The following is a 22,986-nucleotide window of genomic DNA, read 5'->3' as shown; positions in this document are numbered from 1 at the left end:
CCGAACCTGATTTCCCTTGAGAAAATCCGTGCTCATATTTCTGCTGCTGGTCTTCGTGCCGATCGGGATTTCGGCCGCGCGCTATTTCTGGGTCGGGGATGGCCGCGGCAATTGGCAGACCGCGGACCGTTCCAGCGCCGGCCTGCTGCCGCCCGCCGCCTCGCATCCGGAAGCCCTGATCCGAGTCTACGCTGCCCGAACGGTGCGGTGGCGCAGCATCTTTGCGGTCCACACCTGGATTGTCGTCAAGGAGAAGGACGCGGCCAGCTATAGCCGCTACGACTATACGGCCTGGGGGGAACCGATCCGGAGCAATGGTTTCGTCCCCGATGGACGTTGGTTCGGCGCCATGCCGGAGGCCGTCGTCGCCATCGACGGCGCCAAGGCTGAAACGCTGATCCCCAAGATCCGAGACGTCGTCGAGAACTACAGATTTCGAGCCTTTGGCGATTACAGCGCCTGGCCCGGTCCGAATTCGAACACCTTCGTGCAGGCCGCTTTGGATGCCGTGCCGGAACTTCACGCGGTTCTGCCCCCGACAGCCATCGGCAAGGATTATCCCTATTCCGGGCGATGGATCGGATTGACCGCCTCTGGCACCGGCTTCTATGCCTCGCTCTCGGGCTATCTCGGCCTGACGCTCGGCTGGGTCGAAGGTCTCGAGATCAACTTCTTCGGCGCCGTGCTTGGCTTCGACATTCGGCGCCCCGCGATCAAGCTGCCAGGCATCGGCCGCCTCGGTGTTGCCGCCGGCCTGTAAGGCCAGCCAAACGTCTCGCTAGACGACGATGCGATCGAAGTCGGCCGCGATCCGGGTGTTCGGAAAGATCGCGGCTGCTTCCGCAAGGACCTCGTCGTCCTCATAGCGGCCCGACTGATGCGTGAGCACGAGCTGGCCGATATTGTTTGCCGCGGCAAAGACGGCTGCATCGCGCGCAGTGAGGTGGCCGTAGTCGCGCGCGGTCGAGGCGTCGCGATCGAGGAAGGTCGCCTCGATCACCAGCAAATCAGCGTCAGCCGCATATTGTGCCAGACCCTCGGTGGTCTCGGTGTCGCCGATCACGACGAACTTGCTGCCGTCGCTCGGTGGCCCCAGGACCTCTTCCGGGTTGATCGTTCGATCACCGATCACGACCGGTCGTCCGGCAGCCAATTCTCCGCGCAAGGGACCGTCGGGAACGCCGAGTGCTGCGAGGCGATCGGGAAAAAGATGGCGGCGCGCGGGACTCCTGAAGGCGAAGCCAAAACTGTCGGTGTCGCGATGGCGGACCGGAAAGCAGTCGATGGTGAAGTCGCCGGCGTCGATGACCTGTCCTTCCGTCAGCGGCGCGAACGCGACTGCGATCGGCGCCCTGCCCGCACCCCACAGGCCCGCGAGCATGCTGATGACGAGGTCGAGCGTGCCCTGCCCTCCATGGACGATCATCGTGTCGGCGGTCCGGCGCAAGCCGAGCGTCGAGAAGAGGCCGGGGATGCCGAGCACGTGGTCGAGATGAGCATGCGTCAGCAGGATGCGGTCGAGCCTCCGGAAGCCGGCGCCACTGCGCAGCAGCTGGCGCTGGGTGCCCTCGCCGCAATCGACAAGGATACGCTTGCCCGCGGCCTCCACGAGCAGCGCCGGATGGTTGCGCTCCACCGAGGGAACGCTGGCCGAGGTTCCGAGAAATGTCAGGGCGAACATGGTCGTCGCGTGCCGGCTGTGGACAGTCTCACCGTCCCCAATGCCACGCGAGCAGCAGCGCGTACAGGCCCATCGACGCGCCGTAGAGCGCGGCAAGGAGTGCGTATCCCGCAATCTGGCGACTGATCGTCGCTTTCGGCGTGACCCACCAGCCGAGTGCCCTGAAGGCGGCCGGCACCAACCACCAGCCGAGCAGCTGGGTGCTAACGAAATTGCCGACGAAGAGCGACAGCCAGACCGGCACGCCATGACTGTCGATCAGGGGGGCGCTGATGAAAGTGCCCCAGAGATAGACCACGGGATAGAGCACCAGGAGCACGATGAGGTTGCTCTTCCAGATCAGGCTTCGGCTCTGCTCCGGCACCTGCGCCTTGCCGGAAGGGAACCAGAAATTGAAGCCGTAGCTCGCACGCTTCACGTTCATCCCGGCATTGAATCGCTCACCCTCCTTCAGCAGCGTCTGTCGCAGAGGTGAGTCCAGCCAAGCATTGAGGTTGGCATCGCTATCGAACGACAGGATGATAATCCATTCGTCGTGCAGGCCGGGAATCGGCCGTTCGATCTTGTGACGCAGGAATCCTTTGAACTCGGCTTCGGCGGCCTGGATGCGCAGCTGCCATCTGAGGAAGGCGTCCTCCAGTCCGTCGGGCACCCTAAACGAGATCACTGCGGAAACCGCGTTGTCGCGCTGAACGCCGGTGTCGGGCAGGATATGAACGTCTTCCGAACCGACGAAGAAGCGCTGCACCTCTGCGATGAGCCGCGCCCGCACGTCGCTCTGGAGCCAGGCGCGTGCTGCGGCTGCATTGGCAAAACGCAGGATCGTCACCCAGTCCACATGCGCCGGCGGCTGTGGCGGTACCACCTCCTGGCTGAGGAAGCCGGGCCATGCCTTGAGCGCCTCACCGACCTCGCCGTTCCAACGTGCGAACGCAGCAAAGCCGTCATCAGCGATGCGGCGCTGGATGACGAGGGCGACCGGCTGGCCGTCGGGAGTTACGCTCATGGACAGACGTCCGCCTCAGCTGTTCTTGTAGAGACGCTTGCCCATCACCCAGGTCTCGTCGACGCAGCGATCGTCACCCACCATCATGACGGCGAACAGCATGCTCGCGGCCTCGTCCATGGTGCGTGGGCCGGCGCCGTCGGCGATCAGCGACTGGTGCCAGGCTTGTGCGATCTGCCCGCCGTTCGGATCGAGCGCGACGAAATCGGCCTCCTTGCCGGGCTCGAAATTGCCGAGCTTGTCGTCGATATAGAGGCCTTCGGCGCCGCCGAGCGTGATCGACCAGAAACCGCGATAGGGCGAGAGCTTGTTGCGCTCGGCTTCGGCGAGATCCTTACGCGTGGGATCGATGCTGCCGTCGAGCAGCGTGTTGTTGCACATGCCGACCTTGTAGGCGTCGTCGAGCACGGAGATCATCGAGAAGCGGTTACCGCCGCCGACGTCGGTGCCGAACGACATCTTGACGCGATGCTCGGGATCGGTGGCGCGGCCGAGCCGGAACAGGCCGCTGCCGAGGAACAGGTTCGAGCACGGGCAGAACACCACCGCCGCGCCCTTCTTCGACATGCGGCGGAACTCGCTGTTCGAGAGATAGACGCCGTGACCGCCGGAGAATTTCGGGCCGACCAGGTCGAACTTCTCGTAGACGCCGAGATAGTCCTGGCAGTCGGGATGCTCGACCAGCACGCCGCTGCATTCGGCCGGGTTCTCGGAGATGTGGGTGTTGACCCAGCAGTCCGGATGCTCGTGCTTGAGGCGCTGACACGCCTTCAGCAGTTCCGGCGAGGCGCCGAAGGCGAAGCGCGGCGTGATGGCGTAGAGGTTGCGGCCCTTGTTGTGGTACTGCGCAATCAACCGCTTGCTGTCGCGATAGAAATTCTCGGGCGTATCGATGAAATCGGCCGGCGCGTTGCGATCGATGCCGGTGAGGCCCGCGATGACGCGCATGTTGCGGCGGGCCGCTTCCTCGAACAGCTCTTCGGTCGAGACCGGAGAGGAGCTGGTGAAGGCCTGGCAGGTGGTGGTGCCGGAGGCGAGCAGCGCGTCGAGGAAGCGCTTGACGCCCTCGCGCGCGTAATTGCGATCCCGGTATTTGAGCTCTTCCGGATAGACCCACTTCTGGAGCCACGGCAGGAGCTGCTCGCCGTATGCACCGAGAACGCGGGTCTGCGGCAGATGGATGTGACCGTCGATAAAGCCCGGGACGATGATGCGATCCTTGATGTGGGTGATCTCTAAGTCCGGATGCGCAGCGGAAATCTTGTCATAAGGACCGAACGCCTTGATGACACCGTCCGTGACGACCATGAGGCCGTCCTGGTGAAAGCGCGCAGCCGCCTGCTCGTTGCCGACGTGCTTCCAGGGGTCGTCGACGAAGTCGAAGAACGTGCCGCGAATACCAACGGTGGTCATGATTTAGGTCCTTCCTTAATTCTGTGTGGCTTGGCGCGCCGAAGGCAGCGAGATCGTGAGCAGCGTGCCGGCAACAATGCAGAGACCGAGATAGAGCCATCCGAGCGGCGCCTGCGTCGCCTCGGGCAGCACTGCCGCGATCACCATGGCGCCGCTCACCGCGAGATAGCAGAGCGCGCTGATGAGGCCACCGATCAGGCCGTGGTCGCGTTCGAACAGGCCGAGCGCCATGCCGTACATCATCGGGCACAGCACGCCGCAGCCGCCGAGCACCAGCGCGCCGCCAAGCGTGATCGACACGAAATCGAGGCCCAGCGTCAGGCCTGTTACGGTCAAGACCGCAGCGCCGGCGAGGAATAGTGCGAAGGCGCCGAAGCCCATCATGCGAGCCGGCATGAAGCGCGCGAAATGCGCGCAGCCGAGCTCGCCGGCGAGATTCACTCCGCCAAGTCCGAGCGCGACGAGGCCGTAGATGGCCGCGGAATAACCAAGCCCGGTCTGGTAGAAGAACGGCGCGACGACGCCGAACGCCAGCTGCGCGCTGGCGGCCGCGGCAAATACCAGTACGAAAGCCAGGAAGCCCGGACGGACCAGGGCCTCGCGTAAAATGCCGGCGGTGCGACGCGGATCGAACGGCGCGCGCCGCTCTGCCGGCAACGTTTCGGGCAGGAACAGCACGACGACCGCGGCGACAAGCGCAGCTGCGATGGCAATGACGACGAACACGCCGCGCCAGGACGTCAGCTCGACAATGAAGCCGCCGGCAGCCGGTGCCAGCACGGGCGCAAGACCCCAGGCCGCACCAAGCAGGCCGGAAATCGCCGTGAGCTCGCGTCCACGATAACAGTCGGCTCCGACCGCATAGGCAACGACGAGACAGGTGCAGCCACCAATGCCTTGCAGGAAGCGCAGCGCAAGCAGCAGCGAGGCGCTGGTGGCCAGCGCACAGGCAATGCTCATCGCGATCAGCACCAACAGACCCGCGAGCAGGACGTTGCGGCGGCCGAGCGTGTCAGAGGCAATGCCGACCGGCACCAGCGCCAGAGACATGCCGAGCATATAGGCGGTGACAGTATTCTGCATCGAGGCCGCGTCAGTGGCGAGATCGACCACCATCTGCGGCAGGCCGGGCGTATAGGCGTCGAGTGGAATCTGGCTGAACGGCACGACGCACAAAAGGATCGGCACGATCCCCCGCTTCGCGCGATCGGCGTCCGACGCAATTGCAGTCATGGCTCACGCCCCCTCGATGCCCGCGGACCCCGTCTTTTCGTGCACGCAATGAGACACGATGCAGGTTGCAGGTTTTGTCGCGCGGAACGTGCCAGAACTGTGTGTAGAAACTCTTAGGGGGTTCCGTATCGATACGGCTTCGGGCGCTGGATGCTCAGGCTCCGGCACGCTCAAACAAGAATGCGAAAACAACCCCATGCACAGTAGAAATCATTGAAGAATTTCGCACCGCATGGTGCGGGTCCTGCCGGCCAGGGCCGTTTGACACGTCGGGCAGAACAGGCGCAAACTTGCATGATCGCCGATCGTGAATCCGCAACGCGCGCCGACGCTGTTAACCGCTCGGAAGCCATGGCTGCTACGAACGGGATCCGGCCTCGACATCGGCACCACTGTCGATGGCGCGAGGCTGAACTCTATGCACGCGCCCGATCGCAGTCTGCACGAGGCCATGCTTGTCCGGCAGATGGACCGAGCCCGGCAGACATCGGCAATCGAGGTTGGAAATGACTCTTCGCAGAAGTGACGGCGTGTGGTTGAACGAGCCGGAACGATGGACGGCAGAGGGCGATAACCTCCGGATCGTGACGGACAAGGGCACCGACTTCTGGCGCGAGACCCACTACGGCTTTGTTCGCGACAACGGGCATTTCCTGGGATTTCCAACCGGCGAGGCATTCACCGCCAGCTTACGCGTCCAGGGCGACTTCCAGGCGCTCTACGATCAGGCAGGCATCATGGTGCGCGTCGATGCGCAACATTGGGTCAAGGCCGGGATCGAACTGTCGGACGGCCGCGCCATGCTCGCAAGCGTGCTGACCAACGGGCGATCGGACTGGGCAACGGCGCCCTATGAGCATGATGCCGGAGACTTCTGGGTCCGCGCAACCGTCGCCGACGGCGTCCTTCGCCTGCAAGTTTCGGCCGACGGCAAGTCCTGGCCTCTCATGCGGCTGGCGCCGTTTCCGGCAGCAAGCTCCTACCTTGTGGGGCCGATGGCCTGCACACCGGAGCGGGCGGGGCTGGACGTCGTGTTCTCGAACTTTCGTCTGACACCGCCGCTGGGAAAGGACCTTCACGACCTGAGCTAAACGGCGGTCTTGCGATCTCTCCCGAGCGGATAGATCGTCGTTCACCCGCGGCGTCTTGCCACTCGCCTCTACTCCGTCGCCGACTGCGCTTCCACCGCCTGCACAGCCACACTCGCCACTTGCCGAAGCGCCTCGCGATCCGCGCCTGACGACGCCATCACACCCATGCCGACTGCGACGGCGGACACGTAGCGCGCGAGCGCGGCGGGATCGGAGCTCGGCTTCAGATCGCCCTCCGCCTTCGCACGAACGAAACGATCGCGGAGCTGGTCTTCATTCTGGGCACGGCGGGCGGCGAGCTCGAACGGGACGTTCTCGGAGCCGGAGCCGCAAGCGATCCCACCTTGCACGAGCAGGCAGCCGGGCGGATTGGCGGGATCGGTCTGCTTGTCGGCGATGCCCATCAGCATCCGCTCGGCGACGGCGCGGGCGGTGGGAGCTGCGACCACCTCGTCCATCCAGACCCCGCGGAGCTTGGTGTAGCGATCGAGCGCCGCCTTGAGCAGACCTTCCTTGTTGCCGAAGCACGCGTAGAGACTCGGAGGGTTGATGCCCATGGCTTCGGTGAGTTGGGCAATGGTTGCGCCCTCATAGCCATGGCGCCAAAACACTTCCATCGCCTGGTCCAACGCCGTTTCGGCGTCGAATTCGCGGGGGCGTCCCATGCCCATGTGCCTGCTCTCCTCGGAATCGGCGTCCTGTCAGCCTAACGCCTGATCCTATCTAATTGTTCTAGCTTTCTTTTTCTTGTGTCTTCCAATCGTCGCGGTATCGGCGTACAATTTTCTTAGTGAATGGTACATAAGTATCTTGCACTGCGGCATCCAGCTCCACATCTGTAGTGAACACTACATATCTGGAGCGCGCAAATGCATCCCTCCCAAAATACCGCCCGCACCGGCCGTTTCCGCCGCCTTCACGGCGGCGTCGCCATCGTGGGCGCCCTCGCCGTCGCCGGCTCGATCGCGACGGGCCGCTACTTTCACCCGGCGCAAGCGACCGCACCGGCGGCCGCGGCGGAACAAGCCGTTTCCGTCACCGTCGCGATGATCGAGCCGCGGCCGACCGTGCTGTGGGACGATTTCTCCGGCCGGCTCGAGGCCATCAACCGGGTCGAGCTGCGCCCGCGCGTGGCGGGTGCGATCCTGTCGACCAATTTCACCGAGGGCGCCCTGGTGAAGGCCGGCGACGTGCTGTTCAAGATCGATCCGGCGCCCTATGCGGCGGAGGTCGACAAGGCCAATGCCCAGCTCGAGGCCGCCAAGGCGCGTGTCGTCTTCACCCAGAGCGAGCTCGAGCGCGGCGCGCAGCTGGTCGGCAACGCCGTCGTCACCCGCCGCGACTATGACCAGCGCGACAATGCCCATCGCGAAGCGATCGCCAACGTGAAAGCCGCCGAGGCAACGCTCCAGACCGCGAAGCTCAATCTCGACTATACCGAAGTGCGGGCGCCCGTGGACGGTCGCGTCGGCAAGATCGAGATCACGGTCGGCAATCTCGTTGCCGCCGGCACCGCCTCCCCGGTGCTGACCTCGCTGGTCTCGGTCAATCCGATCTACGCCTCGTTCGATGCGGATGAAGAGGTCGTGCTGCGCGCGCTGAACTCGATCGCGGATTCCTCCGGCCGGCGCGGTAAGCTCGACCAGATTCCGGTGGAGATGACGACCTCCGGCGGGCTCTCGGCCAAGGGCCACATCCAGCTGATCGATAACCAGGTCAACGGCCAGAGCGGCACCATCCGAGTCCGTGCGGTGTTCCGCAACGAGGACGGACGTCTGATCCCCGGCCAGTTCGCCCGCGTGCGCATGGGGCAGCCGAAGCAGCAGTCGCTGGTGATGATCGACGAGCGCGCGATCGGCACGGACCAGGACAAGAAATTCGTGATGGCAGTCGGCGACGACAGCCGCGCCGTCTACCGAACCGTCACCCTCGGCGGCGCCATTGACGGGCTTCGCATCGTCACGTCCGGCCTCAAGTCCGGCGACCGCATCGTCGTCAACGGTCTGCAGCGGGTGCGTCCCGGCGCCCTCCTCAAGACCGAGGTGGCAGCGATGGGCGCGCGCGGGCAGCAGGCCTCCAACCACAGCAACCAGGACGTGGTGCAACGCTGACACCCTTCGTCATTCCGGGGGCTCGCGTAGCGAGAACCCGGAATCTGGAGATTTTGATACTCCGACTACATCACCTCTGGATTCCGGGTTCGCGCGCATGGCGCGCGCCACGGGGGGTTGGCGGAGACACGCACGATAATTGCCCAGGGGCAAGGCCATGAATCTCTCAAAGTTCTTCATCGATCGTCCGATCTTTGCCGGCGTTCTCTCCGTCCTGATTTTCCTCGCAGGGCTCATCTCGCTGTTCGCGATGCCGATCTCGGAATATCCCGATGTCGTGCCGCCGTCCGTCGTGGTGCGCGCGACCTATCCCGGCGCCAACCCCAAGGTGATCGCGGAGACGGTGGCAACGCCGATCGAAGAGCAGATCAACGGCGTCGAGAACATGCTGTACATGTCGAGCCAGGCGACCACCGACGGCGCGATGACGCTGACGGTGACGTTCCGCCTGGGTACCGACCCCGACAAGGCGACGCAGCTGGTGCAGAACCGCGTGCAGCAGGCCGAGCCGCGCCTGCCCGCCGTGGTGCGCCAGCTCGGCATCATCACCAAGAAGTCGTCGCCCGACCTGACCATGGTCGTGCATTTGCTGTCGCCGAACGGCCGGTACGACATGACGTATCTGCGCAACTATGCCGTGCTCAACGTCAAGGATCGTCTCGCGCGCATCGACGGCGTCGGCGACGTGCAGCTCTATGGCGCCGGTGACTATTCGATGCGGGTCTGGGTCGATCCGCAGAAGGCTGCCGAGCATGGTCTGACCGCGAGCGACATCGTGAGGGCGATTCAGGCGCAGAACGTCGAGGCCGCCGCCGGCGTGGTCGGGTCCTCCCCGAACGTCAAGGGGATCGACCTGCAGCTTTCCGTCAATGCCGAAGGCCGGCTCGCCAACGAGGAGCAGTTCGGCGACATCGTGGTCAAGACCGGTAGCCGAGGCGAGGTGGTGCGCCTGCGCGACGTCGCGCGCGTCGAGCTCGGTGCCTCCGAATACGGCCTGCGCTCGCTACTGGACAACAAGCAGGCGGTGGCGATCCCGATCTTCCAGGCGCCCGGCTCCAACGCGCTGCAGATTTCCGACAACGTCCGCGCCACCATGGCGGAGATCAAGAAGAACATGCCGGAGGGCGTGTCCTACCAGATCGTTTACGACCCCACCCAGTTCGTGCGCTCCTCAATCGAGGCCGTCATCCACACGTTGCTGGAGGCGATCGCGCTGGTGGTTTTGGTCGTGATCCTGTTCCTGCAGACCTGGCGGGCCTCGATCATCCCCCTGCTCGCCGTGCCGGTGTCGATCGTCGGCACCTTCGCGGTAATGCATGTGTTCGGCTTCTCCATCAACGCGCTCAGCTTGTTCGGCCTCGTGCTCGCCATCGGCATCGTCGTCGACGACGCCATCGTCGTGGTCGAGAACGTCGAACGCAACATCGAGTCCGGATTGTCGCCGCGCGATGCCACCTATCAGGCCATGCGCGAGGTGTCGGGCCCAATCATCGCGATCGCCTTGGTGCTGGTCGCGGTGTTCGTGCCGCTCGCCTTCATCTCCGGCCTCACCGGGCAATTCTACAAGCAGTTCGCGCTGACGATCGCGATCTCGACCGTGATCTCCGCCGTCAACTCGCTGACGCTGTCGCCGGCACTGTCGGCGCTGCTGCTCAAGGGTCATAACGAGCCGAAGGATAGGCTGACGCTGATCATGGAAAAAAGCCTCGGCTGGTTCTTCCGCGGCTTCAACAAGGCGTTTACGCGCTCCTCGGAGAATTATAGCGGCAGCGTCAGCAAGGTGATCTCGGGCAAGGCCGCGGTGATGGGCCTTTACGTGGTTCTCGTCGGCATCACTGCGCTCCTGTTCCAGCAGGTGCCGGGCGGCTTCGTGCCGGGCCAGGACAAACAGTATCTGGTCGGCTTCGCCCGCCTGCCCGACGGCGCCGCGCTCGATCGCAGCGAAGAGGTGATCCGCAAGATGAGCGACATCGCGCTCACTCAGCCCGGCGTCGAAAGCTCGGTGGCGTTCCCTGGCCTGTCGATCTCCGGCTTCACCAACTCATCCAATGCCGGCATCGTGTTCTCGACGCTCAAGCCGTTCGACGAGCGCAAGGATCCTTCGCTCAGCGGCCCTGCGATTGCCGCCGAGCTGAACAAAAAATATGCCGGGATCCAGGAAGCCTTCATCGCCATGTTCCCGCCGCCGCCGGTCAACGGCCTCGGCACCATCGGCGGCTTCAAGCTGCAGATCGAAGATCGCGCCGGCCTCGGCTATGAGGCGCTGAACGAAGCGACCAACGCCTTCATGGCGGCGATGCAGAAGGCGCCGGAGATCGCCGGCGTATTCTCGAGCTTCCAGGTCAACGTGCCCCAGCTCTACGCCGACATCGACCGCACCAAGGCGCTGCAGTTGGGCGTTCCCGTGACGGAGGTGTTCAACACGCTCCAGATCTACCTGGGTTCCTACTACGTCAATGACTTCAACAAGTTCGGCCGCACCTATTCCGTGCGCGTCCAGGCCGACGCGCCGTTCCGCGCGCGGGCCGACGACATCCGACAGCTGAAGGTACGCTCGTCCTCTGGCGACATGGTGCCGCTATCGGCGCTGCTCACGATCCGCCAGAGCGCGGGGCCGGAGCGCGCGATCCGCTACAACGGCTTCCTGTCCTCGGACATCAACGCGGCGGCTGCGCCCGGCTTCTCATCGGGACAGGCGCAGGAGGCGGCGACGCGGATCGCGGCAGAGGTGCTGCCGCCGGGCTTTGCCTTCGAATGGACCGACCTGACCTATCAGGAGTTCATCGCCGGCAATTCTGGAATCTGGGTCTTCCCGCTGGCGATCCTGCTGGTGTTCCTGGTGCTGGCCGCGCTTTATGAGAGCCTGACCCTGCCGCTTTCGATCATCATGATCGTGCCGATGGGGCTGCTCGCCGCGATGTTCGGCGTCTGGATCTCCAAGGGCGACAACAACGTCTTCACCCAGATCGGCTTGATCGTGCTCGTCGGCCTCTCCGCCAAGAACGCGATCCTGATCGTCGAATTCGCGCGCGAGCTCGAATTCGCCGGGCGCACGCCGATCCGAGCCGCGATCGAGGCGAGCCGGCTGCGGCTGCGTCCGATCCTGATGACATCGATGGCCTTCATCATGGGTGTGCTGCCGCTGGTGCTTTCGACCGGCGCCGGCTCGGAGATGCGGCGCGCCATGGGCGTTGCCGTGTTCTCGGGGATGATCGGCGTCACCGTGTTCGGCCTATTCCTGACGCCGGTGTTCTATGTGCTGCTGCGGACCGTCACCGGCATGAAGCCGCTGACCCATCACGGCAGCGACATCAGCGCGGCGCCGGTTCAGGGCGCAGGGCATTGATCATGCCCTCGCCGGGCGAGCAGGCCAAATGGGATCTCAGCAGCGGGTACCCGTGCGTTTACTTCCTGTTCTCCTCGCAGAACTTCAGAGCCGCTAGCGCCTCGCCGGCGCGCGGGATCTGCATCTCGATGCTGTCGTCCTCATCGTCTTCGAAATCGAGCGTAAGACGCTTGGCCTTGGCCAGCCGATCCATGATCGACTGATCGTATTCGAAGATGCCGCGCACGGTGGTCTTGTCCATGACCTCCCACTTCGCCTTCTTCATGATGTCGGCATCGTCAGTGCCGACGTCGGCGCGGAGGATCTCGCCGGTCTTGTCCCATTCCCAACCACCATAGATCATGACGATCACGATGGCCTTGTCGGAATAGGTGACTACGATGACGTAGTCGCGGTTCTCGTCTTCCTTGTCCTTGTAGCCGCGGCTCGCGTTGCAATGAGTGTCCTGCATACGCTTCTCGATGGTCCAGTCGCCGACCTTGGATTGTTGCGCGAGCGACGACCCGGCGCTCAAGGCACCGGCGAGCAGGCCGGCTGTGAAAAGGAATCGTTTCATGTCAGCCTCCAGCGTCTTCCCCGGAGCTGAGATGACCACCTCTGCCGGACACCTGCAAGGCTCAAGCCAACGTCGGGCCGACCTTAGCTCCGCCGCGGCACGATCGCGATCGGAGTGAAGGTGTAAACCTCCTCGCCGTTCTGGTTGAACATCGTCCACTTCACCAGCGCGATGCCCTGCGGCTTCGACTTCGATGGCGTCAGGCTCATAACCTCGCCGACCAGATGCAGGCGGTCATTGGGCCGCACCGGCATGGTCCAGCGCAGTCCATCGACGCCGGCGCCGATGAGTGGGTGCGGGCCGAAAGGACGGGTCTGGATCGCAAGGTTCATGGCAATGGCGGCGGTGTGCCATCCTGATGCAGCGAGCCCCTTGAACAGGGTCAGCTTGGCGGCGTCGTGGTCGAGATGCATCGGCTGCGGATCGAACTCGGCGGCAAAGCGCTTGATGTCGACCTCGGTGATCTCGACCTCGGGAGATCTGAACCGCATTCCGACGGTGAGATCGTCAAACCATTCGACCTGCGCCATGATTTTGCCTCGCAATCCGATGCGCCACCCTCGAAAAAGCGGCAAATGAAGCTTGAAGCAATAGCGGGACCGCAGCGCACAAACCAGCCCCGGGTTCCCGGCGAAACCCCTTTCCGGATGTGACGAAACACGCCTGAAACAGATCGCCGGTTAAGTGGTTGTCAAAATAAATACAGGGACGGCCACCATGCAATTCATCCTCGACCTGCTCTACGAATATTCCTGCTGTCAGAACCTCGTTGCCCAGCCGATGCGGGAGGATGAGCTATGATCGAGCTGATCTCCGGCCTGCTCGCCCTTTGCAGCGTAGGCGTCTTCACGGCGCACGCGGTCGACGCCTATCGCACCACGCACCACTGATCACTCCGGCGGTTTCCGCCGCTAGAACGGCCGCCGGTAAAAGTGGTCCGAATGCGTTGCCGGCGGAAACCGGTTGGCGAGTGCAAGTGCGCCACTCTCGTCGGTCTCGAGCGCGATCTTCTGCGCCAGCATCACGTCGCCCGGCACCAGGAAGCCCGACGGAACGAAGCACCATCCCATCGTCGCCCGCCCTTCACCGTCGATCTCGTGGACATTGGCGGCCGTGCCGTAGTGAATGCGATAGACCTTGCCGGTGTCGCAGCCGACGACGTCGAAATACCGACGCTCCTCGAATTGCACGCGCTGTGCGGGCGAGAGCCATTCGAAGAGCAGCCGGCGACCGCGAGCATCCGGCGTGTTCTCGCCGAAGAAGCGCCGATAGAGTTCGCGCAACGCATGCAGGCGCGCACGCGCGGGGGCGCGGAGCCAAACTGCCGCGATCATGGGCAGCTCAGATCAACCGCCGACCAGGCGGGGATAGAACAGCGTTTCCTGCGCGGTCGGATCGAACGATCGGATCCGGGTGACCTCGCCCGGTCCAGTCCGCAGCGCGGCGGTGAAGCCCGCTCCGGTGAGCTCCCGAAAGCGCCGCTCGGCTCGCGCCAGCGCTTCGGCATTGCCAGGATCAAACTCGTGGCGCGTATCGCCCGTCTGATCCATCACGATCTGGGTCGCCATGGTGAGTCTCCTCATGCCTAGCCCCGAACTTGATCAAAGCAAACCTCGTGCCGTCGGTTCCTGATGGCAAGAACTTTCTCGGTGCCGGCGCATCACGGCTTGCTGAACTAACGCGATGCCGCGGCGCCGCCGCCTTCATCGATCTGACGTCCCATCAGCGCGATTGCCTTCTGGTAGACACCGGCCGCATTCCAGGCCTCGATCGCGGCGAAATTCGGCTCGCCCGGCTGGTAGCCGGCTCCTGCTTTCCAGCCGTGGGCTCTAAGGAAATTCGCCGTCGAATTCAGCGCATTGGCAGCCACTTCGAGGTTGCCGGTGCCATAGGCCAGGATGCTCTTGGGCATGAACTGGGTCTGGCCGACCTCGCCATGCATCGAGCCGCGGGTCGATCCCGACAGCGTGCCGCGGTCGATCAGCTTCAAGGCGGCATAGAGCTGGTCGGTGAAGAATTCGGGACGACGGCAGTCATAGGCCAGCGTCGCGATCGACGACAGCATATTCTGATTGCCGCGCTGGCTGCCGAAGCCGGTCTCCATGCCCCAGATCGCGATCAGCGGCCCGGGCGGGACGCCGTAGCGCTGCTGGATCGAGGCGAACAACGCAGCTTGGGACTGCTTGAGCTGGCGGCCCTTGGCGACGATGGTGGTGGCGCCGCGCTTGGCAAGGAACTGGTCGAGCGTCAGCGAGAAGCTGCGCTGGCCACGGTCGGCTGCAATGGTGGCGCTGGCATAATTGGTCTGCATCAGGGCCGAGAGCGCGGTGGGGCCGATGCCCTTTCCTTGCGCCTCCGCACTGAACTCGCGCTTCCAGGCCTCGAAGCCGGCCGGCGAGCTGCCGCATTGCGCGGCCTTGGCTGTGGGCGCGAGGCAACCAAGCAGCGCCACCGCGCCAAAAACCGCCCCCGCAACAGCCCTGCCCCTGATCATACCCGCTATCTCCCGTACTGTATCGATGACCAATCTTAGCTGCTCGAAGGCGCCGACTCCATGGCGCGATCATAGGACAGTTCGAGGCCTTCCAGATTGCCCTCCTTGCGCCATTTTCCCAGCAGCCGCAGGAATGCCACGGGCCCGCGCCAATACTGGCTGTTCCTGGCCGCGATCGGATCGAACACGCCTTCATTGTTGTAGTAACCGGGCGTGCATTCGGCGAGATAGGTCTGGCGGCCGAGCGCGGCCCTGACGACCTCGTCGACCCACGCGTTCTCGGCGGCCAGCGTCGGCTCCAGGGTTCGCGCTCTGCGCTTGCGGGCCTCAGCGATCACATAGGCAATGTGCTGCGACTGCTCGTCGATGATGTGCGGGAAGTTGGCGCTCTGGCCGGCCTGCACCGTGACGATCAGGAAGCAGTTCGGAAAGCCGCGGCTGTAGAAGCCATGTAGCGTCTTGACGCCATCGCGCCAGCGCTCGGACAAGCTGACGCCATCGCGGCCGTACACCTCAAATCCCATGCGGCGGGCGTAATCGGTGCCGACCTCGAAGCCGCTCGCATAGATCAGGCAATCGAGCTCATAGGCCTTGCCGTCGACCACGACCGCATTCTCCGTGATGCGCTCGACGCCTTGCCCTTTGGTGTCGACGAGATGCACGTTCGGGCGATTGAAGGTGTCGAGATATTCGTCGTGGAAGCATGGCCGCTTGCAGAACGCCTTGTACCAAGGCTTGAGAGCGGCAGCGGCCGCCTCATCCTTGACGATCGCATCGACGCGCGCGCGGATCTCCTCCATCTTGCGGTAGTCGGCCTGCTCGATCACCTTGAGCGCCTCCTCCATCGACGTGACCGGCTGAGGCTGGCGGCGCGGCGCCAGCAATATCTCGCCGAGCAGGCCAGTCCAGCCGTCCCGCACCAGATCCTGCTCGAACGGCTCGCCCGAAATCACGGCGGTGAAATTGTCCATGCGTTCGCGCTGCCAGCCCGGCTTGAGGCTTTGCGTCCAGGCCTGATCAGTCGGCCGGTCGTCGCGCACGCCGATTGCCGACGGCGTGCGCTGGAAGACGTAGAGCTCCTTCGCGGACCGGCCGAGATGCGGCACGCATTGCACGGCGGTGGCGCCGGTGCCGATGATGCCGACGCGCTTGTCGGCAAGCCCGGTGAGACCACCTTCCGCCGTGCCGCCGGTATAGGCATAATCCCAACGGCTGGTGTGAAAGCTGTGGCCCCTGAACGTCTCGATGCCGGGAATGCCTGGCAGCTTCGGCCGGCTCAGCGGCCCGCCGGCAAGGATGACGAAGCGAGCGCGGATGCGATCGCCGCGGTCGGTCTTGACCAGCCAGCGTGCGTCATCTTCCAGCCATTGCATGCGTGAGATGATCGTCTGAAACAGCGTCCGCGCGTAGAGATCGAAATGTCGGCCGATGCGGCGGGAGTGCTCGTAGATCTCCGGCGCCCGCGCGTATTTGCGCACTGGCATGTAGCCGGTCTCTTCGAGGAGCGGCAGATAGATGTAGCTCTCGGTATCGCAGGCAGCGCCCGGATAACGATTCCAATACCAGGTGCCGCCGAAATCGGCCGCCTTCTCCACGATGCGGAAATCGTCGATACCGGCCTCGCGCAGGCGCGCACCGCACAACAGCCCACCGAAGCCACCGCCGACGATGAGCACTTCGGTCTCTTCACTGACGGCTTGGCGCGTGAACGCACGATCGGCCCAGGGATCGTCGAGATAGCGGGCGAAATCGCCTGATACCTCGACATATTGCGCCTTGCCTTCGCTGCGCAAACGGCGGTCACGCTCGTCGCGATAGCGCGCGCGAAGGGCGGAGATATCGACCGTAGTGTCGCCGGCTGCACCGGTCTTGTGTTTTTCCGCTGACATTCGTCTCCTCCACGGCCGACATCGCTTCGCCGGCTGTTCTAACAAAGTTAGCCCTGAAAAAGCGCCGCACGCAATCACGCTGCTGCTTTTTTGCGTGAACGTCGGAGGACCTTCCGCTAGCGTATCCGCAAATCACAAGCGTATGCCGCGCAACGACGTGGCGGTGGAGGAGACCATGCAGGGATTGATGATGGACATGCCGCTCCTGATCAGCGGCCTGATCCAATATGCCGCCGACTATCACGGCGAGGCCGAGATCGTCGCGCGCGAGATCGAGGGCAACATCCACCGCTACACCTATGCCGACGCTCATCCGCGTATCAAGCGCATGGCGCTGGCCCTGAAGCGGCTTGGCATGAACAAAGGCGACCGCGTCGGCACGCTGGCCTGGAATACCCACCGTCATTTCGAGATGTTCTATGCGGCGCCCGGCATGGGCTACGTGCTGCACACCGTCAATCCGCGGCTGTTTCCGGAACAGCTCGTCTACATCATCAACCATGCCGAAGACCGTCTGCTGTTCATCGACCGCGCCACCTTGCCGATCGTCGAGGCGATCGCGCCACAGTTGACGACGATCGAAGCCTACGTGGTGATGTCCTCGCGCGAACGGATGCCGGAGACCAAGCTGACGAACGTCCATTGCTACGAGGAGCTTCTGGAAAAAGAGAGCGAGGCCGGCTTCGCCTGGCCGGAGTTCGACGAGAAATCCGCCTCCACGATCTGCTACACCTCGGGCACCACCGGCAACCCGAAGGGCGTGATCTATTCGCACCGCGCCGCGATCCTGCAGACCATGACCTGCTGCAATTTCGACTTCCTGCCGGGCCATGTCGAAGGCGTGCGCGAGGTGATGATGCCGATGGCGCCGCTGTTCCACGGCAATGGCTGGAACATGCCGTTCACCGCGCCCTATACTGGCTCGAAGCTGGTGCTGCCCGGCCGCAACTACGAGCCCGACAAGCTCTACGAATTGCTCGAAGGCGAGAAGGTGACGCTGTCGGCGGGCGTGCCGAGCTTCTGGCTGATCCTGCTCGATTGGCTCGGCCGCACCGGCAACAAATTCTCAACGCTGCGCGCGACGTTGTCGTCGGGCTCGGCCCCGCCGCGCGTCATGGTCGAGAAGCTCAAGCGCGACTACGACATCGACTACATCCAGGCCTGGGGCATGACCGAGGCTTTGGGCTGCTCGATGCCGGGCCTGCGGCCGGGCTCGGAGCATCTCAGCGAGAAGGAGAAGTTCGACCGGCGGCAGATCTCAGGCCGCGCCTGTTTCGGCACGGCCTTGCGCATCGTCGACGACGCCGGCAACGAGTTGCCCCGAGACGGCAAGAGCGTCGGCCATCTGCGCGCCCGCGGCCCCTGGGTCGCGTCCGGCTACATGAAGTTGGATGAGGGCCTCGACCGCGACGGCTGGCTGATCACAGGCGACATGGCGGTGATCGATGCCCAAGGCCACGTCACGCTGACCGACCGCTCCAAAGACGTCATCAAGTCCGGTGGCGAATGGATCTCCTCGATCCAGCTCGAGGACGTCGCCTTGTCGCATCCCGATGTGCTTCAGGCCGCCGTGGTCGCGATCTCACACGACAAATGGCAGGAGCGTCCCCTGCTCCTCGTCGTCCGCAAGAAGGGCGCGACCGTCGACGGCAAGACACTGCTCGAGCACATGCGCCCGAAGATCGCGAGTTGGTGGATGCCCGACGCTGTCGAATTCATGGACGAATTCCCCATGACCGGCACCGGCAAGGTGCTGAAATCGGCGCTGCGCGAGAAGTTCAGGGAATACCGCGTCGCTTGAACGACGCGCGATCGCTCGCGGGGTCTTTGCTCGTCCAGCTTCATCTTTTGGTAGATTTGCAGGCGATATACCGAGACGTCGCTTACCCCTTATCGAGGATCCCATGGCGTTTTCCGGATTGGGCCTGCATCTCGGCAATCTCTCGCGCCTGTCTAACGCGCAGACGCGCTCGATCAGCCCCGAGAATTTCACCGGCGAAAAGGGCAAGGGCGGCATGTCCGTCGACGGTCCCGCGGCGCGTCAGGCCCGCGATCTCGGCCAGGGCTGGAAGGTCTCGCCCTATATCGTCATCGAACCCGGCGCGACATTCACGCTGGCCGACATTGAAGGCCAGGGCGCGATCCAGCAAATCTGGACGACGCTGGCGCGGGGCCGCTTGCGCCATTCGATCCTGCGCGTCTACTGGGATGACCAGGAACAGCCTAGCGTCGAATGCCCCGCGGGTGATTTCTTCGCCTGCGGATGGGAGGAATACGCGCAGGTGTCCTCGCTTGCGGTCTGCGTCAATCCCGGCCGCGCCTTCAACTGCTACTGGGAGATGCCGTTCCGCAAGCGCGCCCGCTTCACGCTGGAGAACCGCAGCGAAGAGCAGCTCACGGTCTACTACCAGATCAACTACACCCTGACCGACGTCCCGGAAGATTGCGCCTATTTCCATGCGCAGTTCAGGCGCACCAATCCGCTGCCGTATAAGGACGTCTATACCATCCTCGACGGCATCAGCGGCGCCGGCCATTACGTCGGCACCTACATGGCCTGGGGCGTCAACAACAACGGCTGGTGGGGCGAAGGCGAGATCAAGTTCTACATCGACGGCGACGGCGACTTCCCGACCATCTGCGGCACCGGCACCGAGGACTATTTCTGCGGCGCCTACAATTTCGATCCCCATGTTGCGCATGCCGGCCAGGGTCAGTCGCGCTACGTGGAGTTTACCACGCCCTATGCCGGCCTGCCGCAGGTGATCCGCCCGGACGGCGTCTACAAATCGCAACAGCGCTTCGGCCTGTACCGCTGGCACATTCCCGATCCCGTGCGCTTCCGCTCCGATCTGCGGGTGACCATCCAGGCGCTGGGCTGGCTGCCCGGCGTCAAGGAGTCAAAATACCTTCCGTTGCAGGACGACATCGCCTCCGTGGCGTTCTGGTATCAGACGCTGCCGACCGCGCCCTTCCCCCAACTGCCAGGCCCCGACTATCTCGAGATCGGCTAGCCGCCGTCCATCGATCAAGGAGACCAGAGATGCTCTACCCGATGTCGCCAAAAGTCGTCGAGCTCAAGCGCAAGCTCGAGAGTTTCATGGACCGGCACATCTATCCGAACGAGGAACGGTTCTATCGCGAAGCCGAAGAGCTCGGCCCCTGGAAGGTCTTTCCCATCGTCGAGGAGCTGAAGCCATTGGCCCGCGCCGAGGGGCTCTGGAATCTGTTCCTGCCCGAGAGCCATCATGGCGCGGGTCTGACCAATCTCGAATATGCTCCTCTGTGCGAGGTGATGGGCCGCTCACATCTTGCGCCCGAAGTGTTCAATTGCTCTGCGCCCGACACCGGCAACATGGAGGTGCTGGAGCGCTACGGCTCGGAGAAGGACAAGGAGCGCTGGCTGAAGCCCCTGCTTGCGGGCGAAATCCGCTCCTGCTTCGCCATGACCGAGCCGGCAGTCGCGTCATCCGATGCAACCAACATCGAGAGCTCGATCGTGCGCGACGGCGACCATTACGTCATCAACGGGCGCAAATGGTACACGACCAACGCGACCGACCCGCGCTGCAAGATCTGCATCTTCATGGGCAAGACCGATCCGGACAATCCGGACCGGCACAAGCAGCAATCCATGATCCTGGTGCCGATGGACACGCCGGGCATCGAGGTGAAGCGTCCCCTGCCCGTGTTCGGCTTCTATGGTGTACCCGATCGCGCGTCCGAAGTGATCTTCACCAATGTGCGCGTGCCCAAGGAGAACATGCTGCTCGGCGAAGGCCGCGGCTTCGAGATCGCGCAGGGCCGTCTCGGCCCGGGCCGCATCCATCACTGCATGCGGCTGATCGGGCTCGCCGAACGCACCCTGGAAAAGATGTGCCGCCGCGTGCGCAGCCGCGTCGCCTTCGGCAAGCCGGTCTCGGAGCAGACCGTGACGCAGGAGCGCATCGCGGAAGCCCGCATCATGATCGAGCAGGCCCGGCTGCTGACGCTCAATGCCGCCTATGCGATGGACACGGTCGGCAACAAGGTGGCCAAGGCCGAGATCGCAATGATCAAGGTCGCCGTGCCCAACATGGCCTGCCAGATCATCGACTGGGCCATCCAGGCCCATGGCGGCGGCGGCACCTCGAACGACTTCGGACTGACACAAGCCTACGCCACCGCGCGGTTGCTGCGGCTTGCGGACGGCCCCGACGAGGTGCACAGGAACCAAATCGCGCGCTTCGAGCTGAAAAAATATTCGAACGCTTAGAAATTCGATGACCATTCCCGATCCCGACCTCCGTCGCACCTGGCTCTTCGGGCCCGGAGCGGATCGCGCTGCGCATCCGAAGATGCTGGACAGCGGCGCGGATGCTCTCATCGTCGATCTCGAGGACTTTACGCCTCCCGCACGACGCGGCGAGGCACGCAGCCTACTCAACGATTTCGTGCAAGAATGTCGCCGCCGGCAACGCCTAGCCGCCATCCGCATCAGTGTCTTGGAAACCGATGGGCTGCTGGATCTGGCAGCCGCCATGACGGCGCGTCCCGACGTCGTCGCCTATCCCATGAGCGATAGGGCGGCCCAAATACACGCCCTGGACGCAGCGATTTCGCATTGGGAAACCCAGCTCGGCCTCGATCAAGGCAGCACGGAAATCCTGCCCATCTGTGAGACGGCGTTGGGAGTGATCGAGGTTCGGACGATGGCCGCGGCCAGCTCCCGCATTCGATGTGCGTTGCTCGGAGCCGAGGATTTGGCCAATGACCTCTGTGCCGAGCGGGGCGCGGATGGCCTTGAACTCGACTACGCTCGAAGGCGCTTCATCTTGGAAGCACGCGCCGCAGGCATCGAGCCGATCGATGCACCTTATACGTTTAGCGACGTCGAGGGCGCCGTTCGCGAGGCAACTCTATCGCGTCGCCTCGGTTACCGTAGCAAATCCCTGATCTTGCCGGAGCATGCAAAGCGCCTCAATGATGTGTTCACGCCGGCAGTCGACGAGATCGCGCATGCTCTCGCAATCGTCTCGGGCTTCGAGGGCGCACGCAACCGAGGCGAGGATCGCGCGCTGGTGAATGGTCTGTGGGTAGAAGTGCCGACCTACCGCAACGCGTGCAGGCTGTTGGAGCGGGCACGTCGCTTGGGTGCGTACCCGAGCGAGCCCTAGCCCGACACTCCCCCTCGTCTCCGCATCAATTTACCGCATACACATCAGGATCCGCGCTCCAGCTCGGCTTCTTGAACGCGTTGCGCAAGGCGGGTGACATCGGGACGTTGTAGTTGAGGCCGTTCGGCGGCGTCGGCGATTGCAGCCATTTCTTGTAGAGCACCTCGATCTCGGGGCTGGCATAGAGCTCCGCCGTTGCGCGGTCGGCGAGTGCCTTGAACGGCGCATCCTCCCGTCGCAGCATGATGCCGTAGGGCTCGGGCTTGGAGAACGCCTCCTCGCTGATCATGTAGGCTTGCGGCTCCTTCGACCGTGCGATCGCAACCGCGAGCTGGACGTCGTCGAGCGCATAGGCCTGGGCGCGGTCGGTCTCCAGCAACAGGAACGCCTCCGCCTGGTCCTTGGCCGGCATCACGTTGATGCCGAGGTTGCGCTCGGTGTTGACCTTGGCGAGCTGCGTCAGATTGACCGAGCCGGCGACCGCAGCGACCGCCTTACCCTTGAGATCGTCGATGGTGTTGATCCTGGCGGCCTTCTTCGCCGCAAATCGGGTAGCGCTGAGGAAATGCGTGTTGGTGAAGGCGACTTGCTTTTGGCGGTCGGCATTGTTGGTCGTCGCGGAGCAATGCAGATCGAGCGTGCCGTTGACCATCAGCGGAATCCGGTTCGACGATGTCACCGCGAGCGTGTCGACGGCGATGTCTGGCATGCCGAGCTGCTTCTTCACGGCCTCGACGATCCCGAGGCAGATGTCCATGGCGAAGCCGACCGGCTTCTGGTTGCCGTCCAGATAGCTGAACGGGACCGAGGCCTCCTGATAGCCCAGCGTGATCTTCTTGGTCTCCTTGATCTTCTGAAGCGTGCCCGAGAGGTCTTGTGCTGAAGCTGCGCTCGCAAGACATGTCAGGGTCAGGAGAATGGTGGGAAGACGCATCGCAGGGCTCCTCAAGGGGTAATCGGCTGCGCCGCAGCGCAAAGGTTCATAGCCCACGGCCTCGGCGATCGCTAGA

General features: G+C 63.8%; 20 protein-coding genes. 8 read left to right on the top strand and 12 right to left on the bottom strand.

The genetic code is table 11. The annotated features are described in order from the left end of the window. Window positions 1–28: 28 nt before the first annotated feature. Window positions 29–760 (top strand): DUF3750 domain-containing protein, encoded by a 732-nt coding sequence (locus tag BCCGELA001_RS16215; protein ID WP_060735783.1) that lies wholly within the window; start codon window positions 29–31, stop codon window positions 758–760. A gap of 18 nt (window positions 761–778) precedes the next feature. On the opposite strand, the gene rnz is transcribed toward BCCGELA001_RS16215, so the two are convergent. Genes rnz through BCCGELA001_RS16195 form a run of 4 tightly spaced genes read right to left on the bottom strand, consistent with a single transcriptional unit; the run spans window position 779 to window position 5,333 of the window. Then, a complete protein-coding gene (gene rnz, locus BCCGELA001_RS16210) occupies window positions 779–1,681 on the bottom strand; it encodes a ribonuclease Z (RefSeq protein ID WP_008552489.1) in 903 nt (300 codons plus the stop codon). 28 nt (window positions 1,682–1,709) lie between these two features. Next, the gene (locus BCCGELA001_RS16205) at window positions 1,710–2,687 is read right to left on the bottom strand and encodes an antibiotic biosynthesis monooxygenase (RefSeq protein WP_008552491.1); all 978 of its coding nucleotides are present in this window, start codon (window positions 2,685–2,687) and stop codon (window positions 1,710–1,712) included. Window positions 2,688–2,702: 15 nt separating this feature from the next. Further along, a complete protein-coding gene (gene guaD, locus BCCGELA001_RS16200) occupies window positions 2,703–4,100 on the bottom strand; it encodes a guanine deaminase (RefSeq protein WP_060735782.1) in 1,398 nt (465 codons plus the stop codon). 15 nt (window positions 4,101–4,115) lie between these two features. After that, window positions 4,116–5,333 (bottom strand): multidrug effflux MFS transporter, encoded by a 1,218-nt coding sequence (locus BCCGELA001_RS16195; protein WP_008552499.1) that lies wholly within the window; start codon window positions 5,331–5,333, stop codon window positions 4,116–4,118. Window positions 5,334–5,839: 506 nt separating this feature from the next. Here BCCGELA001_RS16195 and BCCGELA001_RS16190 point away from each other — a divergent pair. Next, window positions 5,840–6,424, top strand: a complete 585-nt coding sequence (locus BCCGELA001_RS16190) for a DUF1349 domain-containing protein (RefSeq protein ID WP_060735781.1) — start codon at window positions 5,840–5,842, stop codon at window positions 6,422–6,424. A gap of 68 nt (window positions 6,425–6,492) precedes the next feature. Here the strand turns inward: BCCGELA001_RS16190 and BCCGELA001_RS16185 are convergent, their stop codons facing one another. Continuing rightward, the gene (locus BCCGELA001_RS16185) at window positions 6,493–7,095 is read right to left on the bottom strand and encodes a TetR/AcrR family transcriptional regulator (RefSeq protein WP_008552503.1); all 603 of its coding nucleotides are present in this window, start codon (window positions 7,093–7,095) and stop codon (window positions 6,493–6,495) included. A 198-nt stretch (window positions 7,096–7,293) separates the two neighbouring features. Here BCCGELA001_RS16185 and BCCGELA001_RS16180 point away from each other — a divergent pair, with 198 nt between their 5' ends. Both BCCGELA001_RS16180 and BCCGELA001_RS16175 read left to right on the top strand, forming a co-directional pair. Beyond that, on the top strand, window positions 7,294–8,535 hold the full coding sequence (locus BCCGELA001_RS16180) for an efflux RND transporter periplasmic adaptor subunit (protein ID WP_060735780.1): 1,242 nt from the start codon (window positions 7,294–7,296) through the stop codon (window positions 8,533–8,535). Window positions 8,536–8,692: 157 nt separating this feature from the next. Then, a complete protein-coding gene (locus BCCGELA001_RS16175; RefSeq protein WP_060735779.1) occupies window positions 8,693–11,881 on the top strand; it encodes an efflux RND transporter permease subunit in 3,189 nt (1,062 codons plus the stop codon). A gap of 58 nt (window positions 11,882–11,939) precedes the next feature. Here the strand turns inward: BCCGELA001_RS16175 and BCCGELA001_RS16170 are convergent, their stop codons facing one another. The 6 genes from BCCGELA001_RS16170 to BCCGELA001_RS16145 all read right to left on the bottom strand — a co-directional run bounded on the left by BCCGELA001_RS16170 (window position 11,940) and on the right by BCCGELA001_RS16145 (window position 16,820). Continuing rightward, window positions 11,940–12,437 (bottom strand): hypothetical protein, encoded by a 498-nt coding sequence (locus BCCGELA001_RS16170; protein ID WP_060735778.1) that lies wholly within the window; start codon window positions 12,435–12,437, stop codon window positions 11,940–11,942. Window positions 12,438–12,520: 83 nt separating this feature from the next. Then, window positions 12,521–12,967, bottom strand: a complete 447-nt coding sequence (locus BCCGELA001_RS16165; protein WP_008552515.1) for a MaoC family dehydratase — start codon at window positions 12,965–12,967, stop codon at window positions 12,521–12,523. A gap of 381 nt (window positions 12,968–13,348) precedes the next feature. Continuing rightward, window positions 13,349–13,771 carry a hypothetical protein gene (locus tag BCCGELA001_RS16160; protein WP_008552517.1) on the bottom strand — a complete coding sequence of 141 codons (423 nt, stop codon included), beginning with the start codon at window positions 13,769–13,771 and terminating at the stop codon, window positions 13,349–13,351. Between the two features lie 12 nt (window positions 13,772–13,783). Continuing rightward, window positions 13,784–14,005 carry a hypothetical protein gene (locus tag BCCGELA001_RS16155; RefSeq protein ID WP_007592399.1) on the bottom strand — a complete coding sequence of 74 codons (222 nt, stop codon included), beginning with the start codon at window positions 14,003–14,005 and terminating at the stop codon, window positions 13,784–13,786. Window positions 14,006–14,112: 107 nt separating this feature from the next. Continuing rightward, a complete protein-coding gene (locus tag BCCGELA001_RS16150) occupies window positions 14,113–14,931 on the bottom strand; it encodes a lytic murein transglycosylase (RefSeq protein WP_060735777.1) in 819 nt (272 codons plus the stop codon). 35 nt (window positions 14,932–14,966) lie between these two features. Then, window positions 14,967–16,820, bottom strand: coding sequence for a flavin-containing monooxygenase (locus BCCGELA001_RS16145; RefSeq protein ID WP_060735776.1), 1,854 nt, complete (start codon window positions 16,818–16,820; stop codon window positions 14,967–14,969). Window positions 16,821–16,995: 175 nt separating this feature from the next. Between BCCGELA001_RS16145 and BCCGELA001_RS16140 the strand changes: the two genes are divergently transcribed. The 4 genes from BCCGELA001_RS16140 (at window position 16,996) to BCCGELA001_RS16125 (ending at window position 21,976) form a co-directional block, all read left to right on the top strand. Beyond that, entirely contained in the window at window positions 16,996–18,621 is a 1,626-nt protein-coding gene (locus BCCGELA001_RS16140; protein ID WP_060737682.1) for a long-chain fatty acid--CoA ligase, read from the top strand. A gap of 103 nt (window positions 18,622–18,724) precedes the next feature. Then, window positions 18,725–19,834, top strand: coding sequence for a glycoside hydrolase family 172 protein (locus BCCGELA001_RS16135; protein WP_008552541.1), 1,110 nt, complete (start codon window positions 18,725–18,727; stop codon window positions 19,832–19,834). Window positions 19,835–19,863: 29 nt separating this feature from the next. Then, complete coding sequence (locus tag BCCGELA001_RS16130; protein ID WP_060735775.1) at window positions 19,864–21,075, top strand: acyl-CoA dehydrogenase family protein; 1,212 nt, start codon at window positions 19,864–19,866, stop codon at window positions 21,073–21,075. Between the two features lie 7 nt (window positions 21,076–21,082). Further along, the gene (locus tag BCCGELA001_RS16125; RefSeq protein WP_008552550.1) at window positions 21,083–21,976 is read left to right on the top strand and encodes an HpcH/HpaI aldolase/citrate lyase family protein; all 894 of its coding nucleotides are present in this window, start codon (window positions 21,083–21,085) and stop codon (window positions 21,974–21,976) included. A gap of 25 nt (window positions 21,977–22,001) precedes the next feature. On the opposite strand, the gene BCCGELA001_RS16120 is transcribed toward BCCGELA001_RS16125, so the two are convergent. Continuing rightward, window positions 22,002–22,910: an amino acid ABC transporter substrate-binding protein gene (locus BCCGELA001_RS16120; RefSeq protein WP_008552552.1), complete on the bottom strand. Its 909-nt coding sequence runs from the start codon at window positions 22,908–22,910 to the stop codon at window positions 22,002–22,004. Window positions 22,911–22,986: the final 76 nt, after the last annotated feature.

This window comes from Bradyrhizobium sp. CCGE-LA001 (assembly GCF_000296215.2).
GTDB lineage: Bacteria > Pseudomonadota > Alphaproteobacteria > Rhizobiales > Xanthobacteraceae > Bradyrhizobium.
This window is presented reverse-complemented; position numbering and strand designations above follow the sequence as displayed.